This is a genomic window from Frigoribacterium sp. NPDC087798 (assembly GCF_044742985.1).
Taxonomy (GTDB): domain Bacteria; phylum Actinomycetota; class Actinomycetes; order Actinomycetales; family Microbacteriaceae; genus Frigoribacterium.
The window spans coordinates 143932-161378 of the sequence record NZ_JBIUVP010000001.1 but is presented as its reverse complement, the minus strand read 5'-3'; the positions used below and the strand labels follow the sequence as shown (position 1 = coordinate 161378).

At 71.4% G+C, this 17447-nt stretch carries 16 protein-coding genes; 10 read left to right on the top strand and 6 right to left on the bottom strand.

What is annotated here, in order from left to right:
* Positions 1-47: 47 nt before the first annotated feature.
* On the bottom strand, positions 48-1289 hold the full coding sequence (locus tag ACIOSR_RS00800) for a glucose-1-phosphate adenylyltransferase (protein ID WP_054146106.1): 1242 nt from the start codon (positions 1287-1289) through the stop codon (positions 48-50).
* Positions 1290-1336: 47 nt separating this feature from the next.
* On the opposite strand from ACIOSR_RS00800, the gene glgA reads away from it, so the two are divergent.
* The 3 genes from glgA (at position 1337) to ACIOSR_RS00785 (ending at position 3684) form a co-directional block, all read left to right on the top strand.
* Positions 1337-2521, top strand: a complete 1185-nt coding sequence (gene glgA, locus ACIOSR_RS00795) for a glycogen synthase (protein WP_402751619.1) — start codon at positions 1337-1339, stop codon at positions 2519-2521.
* Between the two features lie 10 nt (positions 2522-2531).
* Positions 2532-3317, top strand: coding sequence for an ABC transporter ATP-binding protein (locus tag ACIOSR_RS00790; RefSeq protein WP_056045184.1), 786 nt, complete (start codon positions 2532-2534; stop codon positions 3315-3317).
* A 118-nt stretch (positions 3318-3435) separates the two neighbouring features.
* Positions 3436-3684, top strand: coding sequence for a type B 50S ribosomal protein L31 (locus ACIOSR_RS00785; RefSeq protein ID WP_043594989.1), 249 nt, complete (start codon positions 3436-3438; stop codon positions 3682-3684).
* A gap of 181 nt (positions 3685-3865) precedes the next feature.
* On the opposite strand, the gene ACIOSR_RS00780 is transcribed toward ACIOSR_RS00785, so the two are convergent.
* Together ACIOSR_RS00780 and treS are read right to left on the bottom strand one after the other, a co-directional pair.
* A complete protein-coding gene (locus tag ACIOSR_RS00780) occupies positions 3866-4588 on the bottom strand; it encodes a 3'-5' exonuclease (protein WP_402752190.1) in 723 nt (240 codons plus the stop codon).
* Positions 4589-4642: 54 nt separating this feature from the next.
* The gene (treS, locus tag ACIOSR_RS00775; RefSeq protein ID WP_056045180.1) at positions 4643-6382 is read right to left on the bottom strand and encodes a maltose alpha-D-glucosyltransferase; all 1740 of its coding nucleotides are present in this window, start codon (positions 6380-6382) and stop codon (positions 4643-4645) included.
* 70 nt (positions 6383-6452) lie between these two features.
* On the opposite strand from treS, the gene ACIOSR_RS00770 reads away from it, so the two are divergent.
* Both ACIOSR_RS00770 and ACIOSR_RS00765 read left to right on the top strand, forming a co-directional pair.
* The gene (locus tag ACIOSR_RS00770) at positions 6453-7358 is read left to right on the top strand and encodes an alpha/beta fold hydrolase (RefSeq protein WP_233568320.1); all 906 of its coding nucleotides are present in this window, start codon (positions 6453-6455) and stop codon (positions 7356-7358) included.
* Positions 7355-8443 (top strand): glycosyltransferase family 4 protein, encoded by a 1089-nt coding sequence (locus ACIOSR_RS00765; RefSeq protein WP_402751618.1) that lies wholly within the window; start codon positions 7355-7357, stop codon positions 8441-8443. The genes ACIOSR_RS00770 and ACIOSR_RS00765 overlap by 4 nt, the downstream gene beginning before the upstream one ends.
* Positions 8444-8490: 47 nt before the next feature.
* On the opposite strand, the gene ACIOSR_RS00760 is transcribed toward ACIOSR_RS00765, so the two are convergent.
* Both ACIOSR_RS00760 and ACIOSR_RS00755 read right to left on the bottom strand, forming a co-directional pair.
* The gene (locus ACIOSR_RS00760) at positions 8491-9138 is read right to left on the bottom strand and encodes a histidine phosphatase family protein (protein ID WP_402751617.1); all 648 of its coding nucleotides are present in this window, start codon (positions 9136-9138) and stop codon (positions 8491-8493) included.
* A 28-nt stretch (positions 9139-9166) separates the two neighbouring features.
* A complete protein-coding gene (locus tag ACIOSR_RS00755; protein WP_402751616.1) occupies positions 9167-10009 on the bottom strand; it encodes an NAD-dependent protein deacetylase in 843 nt (280 codons plus the stop codon).
* A 103-nt stretch (positions 10010-10112) separates the two neighbouring features.
* On the opposite strand from ACIOSR_RS00755, the gene ACIOSR_RS00750 reads away from it, so the two are divergent.
* Both ACIOSR_RS00750 and ACIOSR_RS00745 read left to right on the top strand, forming a co-directional pair.
* Entirely contained in the window at positions 10113-10940 is an 828-nt protein-coding gene (locus ACIOSR_RS00750) for a TrmH family RNA methyltransferase (protein WP_402751615.1), read from the top strand.
* Positions 10941-10948: 8 nt separating this feature from the next.
* Positions 10949-12181 carry a D-alanyl-D-alanine carboxypeptidase family protein gene (locus ACIOSR_RS00745; RefSeq protein ID WP_402751614.1) on the top strand — a complete coding sequence of 411 codons (1233 nt, stop codon included), beginning with the start codon at positions 10949-10951 and terminating at the stop codon, positions 12179-12181.
* Positions 12182-12189: 8 nt separating this feature from the next.
* On the opposite strand, the gene ACIOSR_RS00740 is transcribed toward ACIOSR_RS00745, so the two are convergent.
* Positions 12190-12978, bottom strand: coding sequence for an SGNH/GDSL hydrolase family protein (locus ACIOSR_RS00740; protein ID WP_056045163.1), 789 nt, complete (start codon positions 12976-12978; stop codon positions 12190-12192).
* A 22-nt stretch (positions 12979-13000) separates the two neighbouring features.
* On the opposite strand from ACIOSR_RS00740, the gene ACIOSR_RS00735 reads away from it, so the two are divergent.
* From ACIOSR_RS00735 to ACIOSR_RS00725, 3 genes are all read left to right on the top strand, one after another.
* Positions 13001-14203: an acyl-CoA dehydrogenase family protein gene (locus ACIOSR_RS00735; RefSeq protein ID WP_402751613.1), complete on the top strand. Its 1203-nt coding sequence runs from the start codon at positions 13001-13003 to the stop codon at positions 14201-14203.
* Positions 14204-14281: 78 nt separating this feature from the next.
* Positions 14282-15565 (top strand): DNA polymerase IV, encoded by a 1284-nt coding sequence (gene dinB, locus ACIOSR_RS00730; RefSeq protein ID WP_402751612.1) that lies wholly within the window; start codon positions 14282-14284, stop codon positions 15563-15565.
* An 11-nt stretch (positions 15566-15576) separates the two neighbouring features.
* Positions 15577-17433, top strand: a complete 1857-nt coding sequence (locus ACIOSR_RS00725; protein WP_402751611.1) for a DEAD/DEAH box helicase — start codon at positions 15577-15579, stop codon at positions 17431-17433.
* Positions 17434-17447 lie beyond the last annotated feature (14 nt).

Sequence of the window (17447 nt, the reverse complement as noted above, 5' to 3'; positions counted from 1 at the left end):
AGCCTAGGGCCGCCGACGCACCGCGCCGCTCGTGTGACTCCGGGCGTCTACTGGTCGACCCGGACGCCCTTGCCGACCACCGTGATGCCGGAGGGCGTGACGGTGAACCCGCGGGCCCGGTCGGCCTCGGGATCGACGCCGACGGAGGCGCCGGCCGCGATGACGACGTCCTTGTCGAGGATCGCCCGGTTGACGACGGCGTTCGGGCCGACGTGGGCCCGCTCGAAGACCACCGAGTCGACGACCCGCGAGCCGCTGTCGAGGGTGCACCATGGCCCCAGGACGCTGCGCTCCACGTGCGCTCCCGAGAGCAACGAACCGAGCGACACGATCGAGTCGATCGTCGTGCCGAGGTTGCCGTGGCCGTCGCGGACGAACTTCGCGGGGGGCGAGTTGAGCTGCTGGCTGAAGATCGGCCAGTCGGTGTTGTAGAGGTTGAAGATCGGCAGGGCCGAGATCAGGTCGCGGTGCGCGTCGTAGAACGAGTCGATGGTGCCGACGTCGCGCCAGTAGTAGCGGTCGCGCTCGGTCGACCCGGGCACCTCGTTGCGGTTGAGGTCGTACACCGCCGCGTCGCCGCGGGAGACGAAGTCGGGGACGATGTCCCCGCCCATGTCGTGGTTGGAGTCGGGCTTCTCGCCGTCGCGCAGCACGGCGTCGATCAGGACGTCCGCGTCGAAGACGTAGTTGCCCATCGACGCGAGGATCTCGTCGGGGGAGTCCGGCAGGCCCGTGGCGTCGGTCGGCTTCTCGAGGAACCGGCCGATGCGGGTCGGGTCGTCCGAGTCGACCTCGATCACGCCGAACTGGTCGGCCAGCGAGATGGGCTGACGGATGGCGGCGACGGTGACCCCGGCGCCCGAGGCGATGTGCGCCTCGATCATCTGCGAGAAGTCCATGCGGTAGACGTGGTCGGCACCCACCACGACGACGATGTCGGGCTTCTCGTCACGCAGGAGGTTCAGGCTCTGCAGGATCGCGTCGGCGCTGCCGGCGAACCATCGCTTGCCGAGCCGCTGCTGGGCCGGGACCGAGGCGACGTAGGCACCCAGCAGGCCCTCGATGCTCCAGGTCTGCGACACGTGGCGGTCGAGGCTGTGCGACTTGTACTGGGTCAGGACGACGATCTGCCGGAGACCCGAGTTGATCAGGTTCGACAGGGCGAAGTCGATGAGACGGTAGTTGCCACCGAACGGGACAGCGGGTTTCGCGCGGTCGGCGGTCAGCGGCATCAGGCGTTTGCCCTCGCCACCAGCCAGGACGATGCCGAAGATCTTCTTTGATGCCATGGGGCCAGAATGGCACGATTCGCGGTCGCACGACTACGGTGAACCACGTGCGAGTCGATGTCATCACCAAGGAATACCCGCCCAACGTCTACGGGGGAGCGGGCGTCCACGTCGTCGAACTCGTCAAGGCCCTGCGTCAGGGCGTCGAGGTGCAGGTCCGGGCCTTCGGCGAGGTCGACCCGGAACCCGACACGACCGGGTACCCCGACCTGCCCCAGCTCGACCAGGCCAACGCCACGCTGCGCACCCTCGGCGTGGACGTCAGCATGGCCCAGGACGTGGCCGGAGCCGACGTCGTCCACAGCCACACCTGGTACGCGAACGCGGCCGGCCACTTGGCCCAGATGCTGCACGGGGTCCCGCACGTCCTGACGGCACACAGCCTCGAACCGCTCCGACCCTGGAAGGCCGAACAGCTCGGAGGCGGCTACCGCGTCTCGAGCTGGATCGAGCGTCAGGCCTACGAGACCGCCGACCGCGTCATCGCGGTCAGCGACGGGATGCGCCGCGACATCCTGCGCTCCTACCCGTCGATCGACGAGTCGAAGGTCCAGGTCGTCTACAACGGGATCGACCTCGAGGGCTGGAAGCGCGTCGACGACGCCGAGCTGGTCCGCAGCCTGGGCATCGATCCCGACCGCCCCTCCGTCGTCTTCGTCGGTCGCATCACCCGCCAGAAGGGCCTGCCGTACCTGCTGCGCGCGGCCAAGCTGCTGCCGGCCGACGTGCAGCTCGTGCTCTGCGCCGGCGCGCCGGACACCCCCGAGATCATGGCCGAGGTCACGGGTCTCGTCCGAGAGTTGCAAGAGGAGCGCACCGGCGTCGTGTGGATCGACACCGTGCTGCCCCGTCACCAGCTCAGTGCGGTGCTGAGCGCCGCCACCACCTTCGTCTGCCCCTCGGTGTACGAACCCCTCGGCATCGTCAACCTCGAGGCGATGGCCTGCGGCGTCCCCGTCGTCGGGTCCGACACGGGCGGCATCCCCGAGGTCGTCGCGGACGGTCTGACGGGCCGGATCGTGCCCCTCGACCAGGTGCAGGACGGCACCGGCACCCCGGTCGACCCCGACCGCTTCGTGGCCGACCTGGCGGCCACCCTCACCGAGGTCGTCTCCGACCCGGCACTCGCCCGCCTCATGGGACGAGCCGGCCGCATGAGGGCCGAAGAAGAGTTCTCGTGGTCGCGGATCGCCGAGCAGACGCTGGGGATCTACGAGGGCCTGCTCAACTAGGCTGAGGACCATGCCTACCGTCCTGCAGCTCACCGATGTCTCGATCGTCCGAGGCGGCACAGCCGTCGTCGACAAACTGACCTGGACGGTCGACTCCGACGAGCGCTGGGTCGTGCTCGGCCCGAACGGTGCCGGCAAGACGAGCCTGCTGCAGGTCGCGGCCGCGCAGAGCCACCCGTCCTCGGGCGAGGCCAGCATCCTCGGCTCCGACCTCGGCTCCGTCGACCTGTTCGACCTGCGGCCACGCATCGGCTTCGCCTCGACGGCCATCGCCCGGCGCATCCCGGCGAAGGAGAAGGTCGTCGACGTCGTCCTGACGGCCGCCTACTCGGTCACCGGGCGATGGAACGAAGAGTACGAGGGCGTCGACGTCCGTCGGGCGCACCGCGTTCTCGACGAGTGGAAGCTCGACCACCTCTCGGACCGTACCTTCGGCGAGCTGAGCGACGGTGAGCAGAAGCGCGTCCAGATCGCCCGCTCGGTCATGACCGACCCCGAGTTGCTGCTGCTCGACGAGCCGGCCGCGAGCCTCGACCTCGGCGCCCGCGAAGAACTGCTGCAGATGCTCTCGGGCTACGCCTCGTCCGAGGGCGCTCCGGCCATCGTCATGGTGACCCACCACGTCGAGGAGATCCCCAAGGGATTCACGCACGCCCTGCTGCTCGACCACGGCTCCGTCGTGGCCGCCGGTCCGCTCGACGAGGTCATCACGGCCGAGACCCTCGGCGCCACGTTCGGCGTCGAACTGCGGGTCGAGTCCGACGGGGGCCGGTACTCGGCCCGCGCCGCGGGCTGAACCGCGCCTCCTACGATCCGGGCCGTCGGTCTGGTATCGTTGACAGCTGGCCCGCAGCGATGCTGCACGCGCCTCCTGAACTCACCATCATCACTCGTTCGCTAGACCTAGGACAATCATGAAGACCGACATCCACCCCGAGTACAAGCAGATCGTCTTCCGGGACCTCGCGTCGGGCGCCACGTTCCTCACGCGCTCCACGACGACCAGCGACAAGACCATCGAGCTCGACGGTGAGACCTACCCGGTCATCGACGTCGAGATCTCGTCCGAGTCGCACCCGTTCTACACGGGCAAGCAGCGCATCCTCGACTCGGCCGGTCGCGTCGAGAAGTTCAACTCGCGCTACAAGAACTTCGGCAAGTAGGCAACAGCCCTCACGCCCGAAAGAGGCGGTCCACTTCGGTGGGCCGCCTCTTTCGTGCGCCCGGGTGAGGGTGCCCGACCGAGAGGGTGGACGCTGACGACACCGCACCGCAGGAGGCCCGGGCGGAGCCCAGGAGACGGAGGCGCGGGCGAGCCCAGGAGGCGCGGAGGGGCGTTCGTGCTCAGGCGAACGGCAGTGGGCGGTGCGGCCAGTCACCGTGAGCGGTGAAGGTGGGGTCTTTCGCACGGCGCATGTACTGCTGGAAGCTCTCGGCCTGGGTCGAGCACCACCCGACCTGGAGGTCGTGCAACTCGGTCACGGGCACGCCGAGGCGATCGGGATACCGCTTGGCCATCGCCTGGGCGACACGGCCCGCGGCGATCGCGTCGGCCCCGGCGTCGTGGGCGTCGTCGAGCGAGACGCCGTAGACGGCCGCGGCGGCCTCGAGGGTGCGTTTGCCCTTGCGGTAGGTGTCGACGGCCTTGTCGATGACGAGCGGATCGACGACGCAGCCGATCTCGCCCACCTCGCCGAGAGGTTCGACACCGTGGCGGCGGGCCTCACGGTCGAGCAGCGTGAGGTCGTAGGGCGCGTTGTAGACGACCAACGGCACGCCGCGGGCGAAGACGGCACGGATGGCCGCGACGATCTCGGCCACGACCTCGGCGGCCGGTCGCCCCTCGGCTCGGGCCCGCTCGGTCGAGATGCCGTGGACGGCGCTGGCCTGCTCGGGGATCTCGACGCCCGGATCGGCCAACCACTCGCCGTGTGCGACCGTCGCACCGGTGGCGTCGATCAGGCCGACGTGCGCGGTGACGATCCGGGCCGTCTCGACGTCGATGCCCGTCGTCTCGAGGTCGAAGACGCCGAGGGCCTGCCACCAGGCGGCCGGCGGCTCGCCCACGGCCGCGAGGTCGGGGGCGGTGCCGGTCGTGTCGGTGTCAGTCACTCTGTGAGCTTAGGAGGCGCCACCGACAGCGGGTGCCGCCGCCACGGGCACGTCGCCGACGTGCAGCCAGAAGAACGCCTGCGTGCCGAGGGTCAGGGTGACCTTGCCCTCGTCGTCGAACGAGGGGAACTGCGCTCCGCCGAAGAGGTCGACCAACGTGCGCCCGGCGAACTGCGGGGCCACGATGTCGACCGAGGTCGGGTTGTGACCGAACGAGAAGACGCAGAGGATGTCCTCGGCCGAGTCGCCGAACTGCGTGCCGGCCCCCTCGTAGGACCGGACGAACGACAGGACGGACTCCTGGTTCGTCTCGAGCACCTCGAGGGTGCCGAGGCCGAAGGTCGGGTGGGCCTTGCGCACGTGGATGACGTTGCGGACCCAGTGCAGCAGCGACCGCGACTGCGCCAGCTGGCTCTCGACGTTGACCAGGTTGTAGTTGTAGACGAGCGACTGGACGACGGGCAGGAAGAGCTTGCCCGGGTCGGCGGTCGAGAAGCCGGCGTTGCGGTCGGGCGTCCACTGCATCGGCGTGCGGGACGAGTCGCGGTCCGGAAGCCAGATGTTGTCGCCCATGCCGATCTCGTCGCCGTAGTACAGGAACGGACTGCCGGGCAGCGAGAAGAGCAGCGCGTGGACGAGTTCGAGTTCGGCACGCGAGTTGTCGAGCAGAGGAGCGAGGCGACGACGGATGCCGATGTTCGAGCGCATGCGGGGGTCGTACGCGTACCAGCCGTACATCGCCTGCCGGTACTCCTCGCTGACCATCTCGAGGGTGAGCTCGTCGTGGTTGCGGAGGAAGACGGCCCAGGCCGCGCCCGGGGGCACCTCGGTCGTCTCGGAGAGGATGCGCTTGAGCTCGTCGGCGCTCTGGGCGCGCAGCGAGTAGAAGATGCGGGGCATGACCGGGAAGTCGAAGGCCATGTGGCACTCCGGCTCGTCCTCGGTGCCGAAGAACGCCGCCGTCTCGGCGGGCCACTGGTTCGCCTCGGCGATGAGCACGCGACCCGGGAACTCCTCGTCGACCATGGCGCGCAGACGCTTGATGAACTCGTGGGTGGCCGGTTCGCCCTCGCCGTTGCCCTCTTCGGTCTCGAACAGGTAAGGGATCGCGTCGAGGCGGAGCCCGTCGACGCCCATCGCCAGCCAGTGACGGACGACGTCGAAGACCGCTTCTTGGACGGCGGGGTTCTCGAAGTTGAGGTCGGGCTGGTGCGAGAAGAAGCGGTGGAAGAAGAACTGACGACGCACCGGGTCGAACGTCCAGTTCGACTCTTCGGTGTCGACGAAGATGACGCGGATGTTCGAGTACTCGTCGTCGGTGTCGCGCCAGACGTAGAAGTCGCCGTAGGGGCCCTCGGGGTCTTCGCGGCTCTGCTGGAACCACTCGTGCTGGTCGCTGGTGTGGTTCAGCACCATGTCGATGACGATGCGCATGTTGCGCTCGTGCGACTTCGTGACCAGGTCGCGGAACTCGTCGAGTGTGCCGAACTCGGGCAGGATCGCCTTGTAGTCCTGGATGTCGTACCCGCCGTCGCGCAGGGGCGACTGGAAGAACGGCGGCAGCCAGAGGGCGTCGACGCCGAGCCACTGCAGGTAGTCGAGGCGGGTGAGCAGACCCTGGAGGTCGCCCGCCCCGTCCCCGTTGCTGTCGACGAACGACCGCACCATCACCTCGTAGAACACCGCACGGCGGTGCCAGTTGGGGTCGAGGGTCAGTCCGGGCTGCTGGATCGGGGCAGTGAAGCTCACCCGCCCACCCTACGGGCGCGCGCCCCGGGACGCGCACTCCGACCAGCGCGTCGCTCGTAGACTCGGGCTCGTGATCGTCCGACCCCCGCGCGTGAAGTCGCCCTACCGTGCCCGCCTCGACGCCCGACCGGTGCGCGACGACGCCGTCGAGGTCGCCGGCAGCCTCACCCGCTACTGGACGTACGAGCCGCCCGAGGGGCAGGAGGCGCGGGTCACCGTCGTCGCGGTGCACGGCTTCCGGGGCGATCACCACGGTCTCGAACCGGTCGTGGCGCACCTCGACCACGTGAGGGTGGTCATGCCCGACCTGCCGGGCTTCGGCGAGTCGACCCCGCTCGACGGGGAGCACAGCGTCGCGGCGTACGCGCGCTGGCTGACCGCGTTCGTGGCGACCCTCTCGCTCGGTGACGACGTCGTGGTGCTGGGGCACTCGTTCGGCTCGATCGTCACGTCGGCCGCGGTGGCCGACGGGCTCCGCGCCTCCCGGTTGATCCTGGTCAACCCGATCGCCGCCCCCGCCCTGCAGGGCCCGCGCGGCGTGGTCACGCGTCTGGCCGTCTTCTACTACTGGGCCGGCGCGGCCCTGCCCGAACGTGCCGGCCAGCAGGTGCTGCAGAACGCGGCCGTGACGAGGTTCACCAGCCTCGCCATGGTCAAGACCCACGACCGGGCCCTGCGCCGGTGGATCCACGACCAGCACGACAGCTTCTTCTCGCGGTTCTCGGACCGTCGCGTGGTGCTCGACGCGTTCCGCGCATCGGTCTCGAGCGACGTGAGCACGTACGCCGCCCGCATCAGCGTGCCCACCCTGCTCGTCGCCGCCGACCGCGACGACATCACCGCCCTGCCCGCCCAGCACCGGCTGCAGGCGCTCTTCCCCGACGCCACGCTCGACGTGATCGAGGGCGTGGGCCACCTGATCCACTACGAGAAGCCGCGCCAGGCCGCCGCCGCGATCGAGGCCTTCGTCCGATGAAGATCGTCGTCGACTGCCGCTACGTCCGCGTCGGACGCCACGACGGCATCAGCCGCTTCAGCGCCGGCGTGGTGTCGGCGCTGGCCGAGCGCCACGAGGTGACGATGCTGGTCAGCGACCCCCGCCAGCTCCACGCGTTGCCCGACGCACCCCACCTGCTCGTCAGCGCGCCCACGAGCGTCCTCGAGCCGCTCGTGGCCCGGCAGGTGAACACGCTGCGCCCCGACGTCGTCTGGTCGCCCATGCAGACCATGGGATCCGCCGGACGCCGGTACCCGCTCGTCCTGACCCTGCACGACCTGATCTACTACACGAACCGCACGCCGCCACCCGAGTTCGCCTGGCCGATCAAGCTGCTCTGGCGGCTGTACCACCTGGCCTGGTGGCCGCAGCGGGTGCTCCTGAACCGGGCCGACGCCGTCGTCACCGTGAGCCGCACGACGCGGGACGAGATGCGTCGTCACCGCCTGACCCGGCGCCCCGTGACGGTGGTGTACAACGCGGCCGACCCGGTCGACCCCGTCGAGCCCCGCACCGCGCCGGTGAGCCGCGACCTCGTCTACATGGGGTCGTTCATGCCGTACAAGAACGTGGCCGCGCTGGCCAGGGCACTGCCGTTGCTCGACGGGTACCGACTGCACCTGATGAGCCGGGTGTCCGGGGCCGAGCGCGCCTCCTTGACGGCCCTGGCACCCGCCGGGTCGTTGGTCTTCCACGACGGGGCGAGCGACGACGAGTACCGCGAGACCCTGCTGGGGGCGACGGCCGTCGTCACGGCCTCGCGCGCCGAGGGCTTCGGCATCCCGCTCGTCGAGGGCATGGCACTCGGCACGCCGGCCGTGGTCAGCGACATCCCGATCTTCCGCGAGATCGGCGGAGACGCGGCGCTCTACTTCGACCCGTCGTCGCCCGCGTCGATCGCCGCGTCCGTCCGACGACTCGAGGGCGAGTGGGAGGCGCGCTCGGCCGCGTCGGTCGAGCAGGCCGCCCGGTTCAGCTGGCGTGACTCGGCCGACGTGCTGCTGCGCCTGCTGGCCGACGTCGCCGCAGCGGGCGGCCACCGGCGTCGTCGCCCGGGACGCTGACCCACGGGCGCCCGGGACGCTGACCCGTCGGCGGCCGGGCCGGCGGCTCAGGCCGGTTCGGCCGCGTCGCGCTCGAGGGGGTTCTGGTACTCGAACGAGTAGGTGCCGGCACGTTCGGACTCGACCTCGATCGGGTCGTCGAACTCCCGCAGCGTCAGGGCGTCGCCCGTGAACTCGAACGAGTGGACGGACCCGTTGCGGATGGGCACTCCCAGGTGCGCGTCGGTGTCGGGGGAGACGTGGTTCACGACCGCCCTGATGACCGCGCCGTGCGTCGCGACGACCACGGACGAGTCGTCGCCGTGCCGTGCCGCGATCGCGGCGAGGGCGGGCAGCACCCGTGCGACGAGGGCCCCGCGGCTCTCACGACCGGGCACCGGGGTGCCGTGGGGGAACCGTGCCTCGACCTGCTCGCCGGTCAGCCCCTCGGCGTCGCCGTAGCGACGCTCGGCGACCTCGGGGACGAGCTCGGGCGCGGCCAGGCCCAGGCGCTCGGCGATGATGGACCCGGTCTCGGCCGCGCGCGACAGAGGGCTGGCGACGACGGCGTCGAACCGACGCCGGGCGAGCAGGTCGCCGGTCTCTCGGGCCTGCGACCGACCGAGGTCGTTCAGGGGGATGTCGGTGGAGCCCTGGATGCGCCGGGCGCGGTTCCAGTCGGTCTCGCCGTGGCGGACCAGGTACAAGAGCGTCATCGTTCCTCCGGTGGGCACGGCCCGGGGGTCAGGCGCCCAGGTGCTCGGCCAGGGCCGCCAGGGTCTCCGACGTGCCGGCGTCCAGCTTAACCGTGGCCCGCGAGTCGCCCTTGGTGACGCCGCGGTTCAGGACGACCACGGGCAGCTTGCGGCGCGTCGCCTGGTCGAGCAGGCGGATGCCGCTGTTGACGACGAGGGACGAGCCGGCGACGAGCAGCGCCTCGGCGCCGACGATCATCGAGCGCGCCTCGGCGAACCGCTCGGTGGGCACGAACTCGCCGAAGAACACGACGTCGGGTTTGAGCAGGCCGCCGCACACCGTGCAGGTCGGCACGACGAACGCGTCGATGTCGTGCACCTCGACGTCGCCGTCCGGGGCGAGCCGCACCTGGTCGGGCTCGTCGATCCAGGGGTTCTCGGCGGCGAGGCGGGCCGCCACCATGTCGCGGGCGAACGCCTGCCCGCAGGTGAGGCAGACGACGCGGTCGACGGTGCCGTGCAGGTCGACGACCCGGCGCGACCCGGCGCGGACGTGCAGGTTGTCGACGTTCTGGGTGATGACGCCGTTCGTGACGCCGGCGGCCTCGAGCCGGGCCAGCGCCCGGTGCCCCTCGTTGGGCCCGGCGGCACGGAAGGACTTCCAGCCGAGGTGGCTGCCGGCCCAGTAGCGCTTGCGGTAGCTCTCGCTCGAGAGGAACTGCTGGAAGGTCATGGGGTTGCGGGGCGGAGCGCCCTCGCCCCGGTAGTCGGGGATGCCCGAGTCGGTGCTGACCCCCGCCCCGGTGAGCACGGCCACGCGGCGCCCGCGGAGGGCCTCGACCGCGGCCTCGAGGGCCTGCTCGTCGGTGGGGGCCGCGGGGGCGTTCGACACGGGTGGGGCTCCTTCGGGTGCGGTGACGCTAGCCTAAACGCGTCCCCCTCCGATTCGATTCCAGCGGTCGCCCGTCCGCCGGGGCCGTCCCCCGTGGAGCACCGTGCACGTCACCCGCATCACCGACCTCGACCACGAGGCACTCGCCGACTACAACCGGCTCACCGACGTCGCGCTGCGGCGCGTGTCCGAGCCGGAGGGCGGCCTCTACATCGCCGAGTCGACCAAGGTCATCGAGCGGGCGCTGCGGGCGGGCCACGTGCCCCGGTCGGTGTTGATGACCGACCGGTGGTTGCCCGACATCGAACCCCTCGTGGCCGACCACGAGGGCGAGATCTTCGTCGGCGACGCGGCCCTGCTCGAGACGCTGACCGGCTACCACCTGCACCGCGGGGCCCTCGCCGCCATGCACCGTCCCGAGCTGCCCCCGGTCGAGTCGGTGCTCGACGGCGCGCGGCGCGTCGTCGTGCTCGAGGACATCGTCGACCACACGAACGTGGGCGCGATCTTCCGGGCAGTCGCCGGCCTGGGGGCGGACGCCGTCCTGATCACCCCGCGCTGCGCCGACCCGCTCTACCGGCGCAGCGTCCGCGTCAGCATGGGCACCGTGCTGCAGGTCCCGTGGACGCGCCTCCCCGAGTGGCCGGCCGGTGCCGGGCTGCTCCGCGAGGCGGGGTTCGAGGTGGCCGCCCTGGCGCTGAGCGACGACGCGGTCACCCTCGACGCCTACGCGGCCGCGCCTCCGGACCGCGTCGCCCTGCTGCTCGGCACCGAGGGCGACGGGCTCAGCCGGGCCGCCCTCCGGGCCGCCGACACGGTGGTGACCATCCCGATGCTGCACGGCGTCGACAGCCTGAACGTGGCCGCCGCCTCGGCCGTGGCCCTCTGGGCCCTGCGTCTGCCGGCGGACGGGTCGGCGGCGGTCGCGTGACCGGTCGCGTGACCGGAGTCGACGGGCGTCGTCGACCCGGCGTGGTCCGGAGGCGCGTGGGCGTGGTCGCGCTGCTCGCCCTGGTCGTCGCGGTCGGCGGCTACGTCCCCCTGGCACTGCTCAGCCCGCTGGCGCCCGCCGCGGCGGACGTCGCCTCGTACGCCGCACCGGTCGAGGAGGCTCCCGACCTGACCTTCCCCGCCTACGGCGCGACGGCGGTCGAGGCGATCGGCTGGGACGACAGCCTGACGACGAGCGGCGACGAACGACCCCGTCCGATCGCGAGCATCAGCAAGGTGGTCACGGCCCTCGTCGTCCTCGACGAGAAACCCCTCGACGGCGGTGACGGCCCGTCCCTCACCTTCGGCCCGGCCGAGGCGGCCCTGGTCGACGCGTACCGCGCACGGAACGGCAAGGTGGCACCGATGGCCGCGGGGCAGGTCCTCACCGAGCGGCAGGTGCTCGAGGTCATGCTGATCGAGTCCGCCAACAACTACGCCGAGGTGCTGGCCCGGTGGGCGTTCGGCAGCGACCAGGCCTTCGTCGACGCGGCGCGGTCCTGGCTCGACGGCCACGGCCTCTCGTCGACCACGCTCGTCGAACCCACCGGGTTGTCGCCGCAGAACACGAGCACTTCGACCGACCTGATCGCACTCGGCCGTCTGGCCCTGGCCGACCCCGACGTCGCCCGCACGGTCGGCACGGCGACGACGTCCGTGCCCGGCATCGGCGAGATCAGCAACAGCAACGAACTGCTCGGGCTGGACGGCGTCGTCGGCATCAAGACGGGGACGCTCGACGAGGCCGGCGCCTGCCTGCTGTTCGCGGCGGACTACACGATCGGCGGGCGACGGGTCACGGTCGTGGGCGCCATGCTCGGCGGCGTCGACCACGACCAGCTGGACCGCGACGTGCAGGCCCTGCTCGCGAGCGTCGCGGAGGGCTTCCGGACCATCACGCTGACCAGCCGCGGCGACGCCTTCGCGGACTACGAACTGCCCTGGGGCGACGAGGCCCGAGCGGTGGCTGCGGAGGACGCCACCGTCCTCGTCTGGGGCGACGAGACCGTGCAGGCGTCGGTCGAGACCGACGACGTGGGCGCGGCCCCGGTCGGGACGCGCGTGGGCGACGTCACCTTCACCGTCGACGGAGAACGGCACGTCGTGCCCCTCGAACTCGACGCGGGCATCGGCGAGCCGGGCGCCTGGTGGCGGTTGACGCATCCCGACGAGGTGTTGTGACCCGATCGTCAGTCGTCGGTGCGGTGGACCACGGTGACGGCGTCCGGTCGCTTGGCCCGGACCAGGTCGCCCGACGACTGGTGCCGGATGCGTCGTACCACCCAGGGCACGAGGTACTCGCGGGCCCAGCCCATGTCGTCGGCCCGTGCGTTGCGCCAGGGGCGACGCTCGAGCGGCTCGGGCTCGTAGGGCGCGAGGTCGTTCTCGACCGCGAGGGCCTGGAGGACCATCCGCGCGATCGTGTGGTGGCCGAGGGGACTGAAGTGCAACCGGTCGGGCGCCCACATCCGTGGGTCGACGAGCTGACGCAACGCCCACATGTCCGCGACCACCGCGTCGTGTCGCAGCGCGATGGCGTGGACGTGCTCGTTGTAGATCGCGACCTTTCCGCGGAGACGACCGAGGACCGGGGTGAGGCCGATGTCGGGCCCGGTGAAGACCACGACCGTGGCACCGTCGGACCGCAGTCGCGCGACCAACCCCTCGAAGCCCGCGGCGACCTCGTCGGGGTCGGTGCCGGGACGGATGATGTCGTTGCCCCCGGCCGACACCGAGATGAGGTCGGGCCGCAGGGCGAGCGCGGCCTCGGACTGCTCGTCGATGATCTGCTTCAGCAGGCGGCCCCGCACGGCGAGGTTGGCGTAGGCGAAGTCCTCGGTCGAGGAGCCCAGCACCTCGGCGACGCGGTCGGCCCAGCCCCGGTGCCCCCCGGGGGAGCGCTCCTCGGGGTCGCCGATCCCCTCGGTGAACGAGTCGCCGAGCGCGACGTAACGGGACCACGGGTGTTGCTGACTCATGCCACCAAACTACTCTCGACGCGTGCCCGCACCGAAGCCCGCCCCTCCGTCCGACCCGACCCGCGCCTCCTGGTCGCCCGGCGAGCTGCTGCCCGACGAGCTGCTCGAGCGCTTCCGGGGGCGGGCCGCCGACCACGACCGCGAGAACACGTTCCCCCACGACGACCTCGCCGAGCTGCGCGAGCGCGGCTACCTGAGGGCGTTCGTCCCGGAGCACCGAGGAGGCGCGGGTCTCGGACTCGAGCAGGTCGCGTCCCTGCAGTCACGCCTCGCGGCGGCGGCCCCGGCCACGGCGCTGGCGGTCAACATGCACCTGGTCTGGACCGGGTGCGCGGCCGTGCTGCACGCCCGGGGCGACGACTCGCTCGACCTCGTCCTCGAGGACGCCGCGCACGACGAGGTCTTCGCCTTCGGGGTGAGCGAGCCCGGCAACGACCTCGTCCTGTCCGACTCGGTGACCTCGGCCGAACCCACGGGCGACGGCGGCTACCGGTTCACCGGCACCAAGGTCTCCACGTCCCTCTCGCCGGTCTGGACGCGCCTCGGCGTCTTCGGACGGGACGACTCCGACCCGGAGGTGCCGGCCCTCGTCCACGGGTTCGTCCACCGCGAGCAGCCGGGCCACGCCTCGCTCGAGGACTGGGACACCATCGGCATGCGCGCCACGCAGAGCCACACGACCCGGCTGACCGGGGTCGAGGTGCCCGCCTCACGGGTCGTCCGTCGACTGCCCGTCGGCCCGAGCGCCGACCCGTTCGTCTTCGCGGTCTTCGCCGTCTTCGAGACGACCGTGGCCGCCGTGTACCGGGGCATCGCCCGCCGGGCCCTCGAGCTCGCCGTCGAGTCGGCACTCGGGACGACCTCGCGGCGTGCCGGGGGAGCGGCCAGGGCGCTCGACCCCGTGGTCCGCTGGCGCGTCGCCGACGCCGGACTGGCGGTCGACGGACTCGAGCCGCAGGTCGACCGGGTCGCCCGCGACGTCGACGAGCTCGTCGACCACGGGGCCGACTGGCCGCGGCTCGTCGTCGGGCTCAAGACGCGCGCCACCGGGACGGCCCGCGCGGTGGTCGAGCAGGCGGTCACGGTGGCCGGGGGGTCCTCGTACCGGTCGTCCTCCGAGCTCGGGCGCCTGCAACGGGACGTCCTCGCCGGACGCTTCCACCCGTCGAACACCGACTCGGCGCACGCGACGATCGCGGCGGCGCTCCTCGGACCGGGTTCCTGACGGGTCGACGCACGCGGCCGCACCGGGGGCCGCGCCCCGGGCGACGACGATGTCGGTGGCGCGTGTGAGGATGCTCCGGTGAGCAAACAAGACGGCAGCGGGCGGATCGTCACGACGGTGCCGACCGACGACGCGACCGCGCCGATCTTCCACGTCGACATGGACGCCTTCTTCGCGTCCGTCGAGTTGCTCGACCACCCCGAGCTCCGGGGCCGACCCGTGGTCATCGGGCACCGCTCCGACCGGTCGGTCGTCACGGCCGCCACCTACGAGGCCCGCAAGTACGGCGTCAACTCGGCGATGCCCATGGCGATCGCACTGCGTCGCTGCCCGCAGGCCGTCGTGCTCGAACCGCACTTCGAGAAGTACCAGCACTGGTCCTCACGAGTCATGTCGATGTTCGACGACGTCACGCCGCTGGTCGAACGCCTCGGCATCGACGAGGCGTTCCTCGACGTCAGCGGCTCGATCCGCCTGATGGGTTCGCCGTTCGAGATCGCCACGGCACTGCGTCGTCGGGTCCACGCCGAGACCGGGCTGCACTGCAGCATCGGGGCCGCGTCGACCAAGTTCGTCGCCAAACTCGCGTCGAGCGTCGCCAAGCCCGACGGGCTCCTGCTCGTACCGCACCGCCACACCCTGGCCTTCTTGCACCCGCGGCCGATCAGCGCGCTCTGGGGCGTGGGCGGCAAGACCGAACAGGTGCTGCTCGACCGCGGCCTGCGAACGGTCGGCGACGTCGCCTCGGCCCCTCTCGACATGCTCGTCCACGCGGTCGGGCCGGCAGCGGGCGCGAAGCTGCACGACCTGGCGTGGGGCCGCGATCCCCGCAGCGTCCACACCGAGACGGCCGAGAAGAGCGTCGGCAACGAGAACACGTTCGGCACCGACGTCGTCGACCCCGTCGTCGTCCGACGTGAACTCCTCCGCCTGAGCGACAAGGTCGGCACCCGTCTGCGGGCCGCGGGCGTGAGCGGTCGCACGGTCGTGCTCAAGTTGCGGACGACCGACTTCGTGACGATCACGCGGTCCCGGACGCTCGCCGACCCGACCGACCTCGGGCGACGCATCTACGACGAGGTCGTGTCCCTCTACGAGGCCACGGGCAAGCAGCACGAACGCATCCGGCTCGTCGGCGTGCGCGTCGAGCAGCTCAGCGAGGGGACGGGCGGTGACTCGCTCGGCCTGTGGGACGACGACGCCGACTGGCGCGAGGCGGAGTCGACCATGGACGCCCTCCGGGCCAAGTTCGGCTCGGCCATGCTGACGCCGGCCTCGCTGCTCGGCACCTCGCGGCGTCGACCCGGCACCTCCGGTCGAGATGCGGGTGCCGCGTCCGTCGACGACGCCGGTCGAGGGTAAACTCGGTTCGAGTGAGCACCGCCAACGCATCCGACCCCGCCGGGGGTGAGCAGCACCTCGACGGCCTCTCGTCCGACCCTCTCGACGTCGGCGTCTCGGCAGGCAACTCGGCCGCCGAACACCTCTCGCCCGCGTTCCCCGAGCGGGCCGCCTGGGGCACCGCCAGCAAGTTGCGCGCGTGGCAGGCCGACGCCCTCGAGCTCTACTTCTCGACGATGCCGAGGGACTTCCTCGCGGCGGCCACACCGGGCGCCGGCAAGACGACGTTCGCCCTCCGCCTCGCCACCGAACTCCTGTCCCGCGGCGAGGTCGACCGCGTCGTGGTCGTCGCCCCCACCGAGCACCTGAAGCGCCAGTGGGCCGACGCCGCCGACCGGGTCAACCTCCGCCTCGATCCGATGTTCAAGAACGCCGACGGCACCTTCGGGCGGCACTACCACGGCATCGCCGTCACCTACGCCCAGGTCGGCATGAAGCCCGAGGTGCACAAGGCCATCACGACGGCCGGTCGCACCCTCGTCATCCTCGACGAGGTGCACCACGGCGGCGACGCGCTCAGTTGGGGCGACGGCATCCGCGAGGCCTACACCGGTGCCACCCGCCGTCTCTCGCTGACGGGCACCCCGTTCCGGTCCGACACGGCTCCGATCCCGTTCGTGCAGTACGCCCCGGACGAGCACGGCATCCGCACCTCGAGGGCCGACTACTCGTACGGCTACGGCCGTGCCCTCGCCGACGGCGTGGTGCGACCCGTCCTCTTCATGGCGTACGCCGGTCAGATGCGCTGGCGCACCCGGATGGGCGACGAGATGAACGCGTCCCTCGGCGAAGCCGTGACCAAAGACATCACGGCCCAGGCCTGGCGTACGGCGCTGTCGCCGCAGGGCGACTGGATTCCGGCCGTGCTCTCGGCGGCCGACAAGCGCCTCACCGAGGTGCGCCGGGGCGTGCCCGACGCGGGTGGTCTCGTCATCGCCACCGACCACACCGCGGCTCGGCAGTACGCGGCCGTGTTGCAGAAGCTCACGGGTGAGCGCCCCACCGTCGTCCTGAGCGACGAGAAGGCCGCCTCCGACCGCATCCAGGCCTTCTCCGACGGCGACAGCCGCTGGATGGTCGCGGTCCGGATGGTCTCCGAGGGCGTCGACGTCCCGCGTCTCGCCGTCGGCGTGTACGCCACCTCGGCGTCGACGCCGCTCTTCTTCGCCCAGGTCGTGGGACGGTTCGTCCGAGCCCGCCGACGGGGCGAGACCGCGTCGATCTTCCTGCCGAGCGTGCCCAGCCTGATGGCCCTGGCCAACCAGCTCGAACTGCAACGCGACCACGCGCTCGACCGGCCCACCGACGCCGACGACGGCCTGTTCGCCCCCGAAGAAGACATGATGGCCGCGGCCAACCGCGACGAGAAGGCGTCGAGCCTCCTCGAGCAGCAACCGTTCGAGGCCCTGGACTCGCAGGCCTCGTTCGACCGGGTGCTCTACGACGGCGGCGAGTTCGGCACCGGAGGCGAGATCGGCAGCCTCGAAGAACTCGACTTCATCGGCATCCCCGGTCTGCTCGAGCCCGACCAGGTCCGCGACCTGCTGCGGCAGCGGCAGGCCACCCAGGCGCGACGGGCTCCGAAGACCGGGTTGCCCACGACCGCTCCGGTCGACGAGGCCCGACCCCTCTACCAGACCATCAAAGAGCAGCGGCAAGAGCTCAGCCGGCTCGTGTCGATCTGGTCGCGGCACTCGAACGAACCGCACGGGCTGATCCACGCGGACCTCAGGCGCATCAGCGGGGGCCCGTCCGTCGCTCAGGCCAGCACCGAACAGATCCAGAAGCGCATCGACGTGTTGCGCGGCCGCCTCGGCCAGCGCGCCTGACCCGGGTACGATCG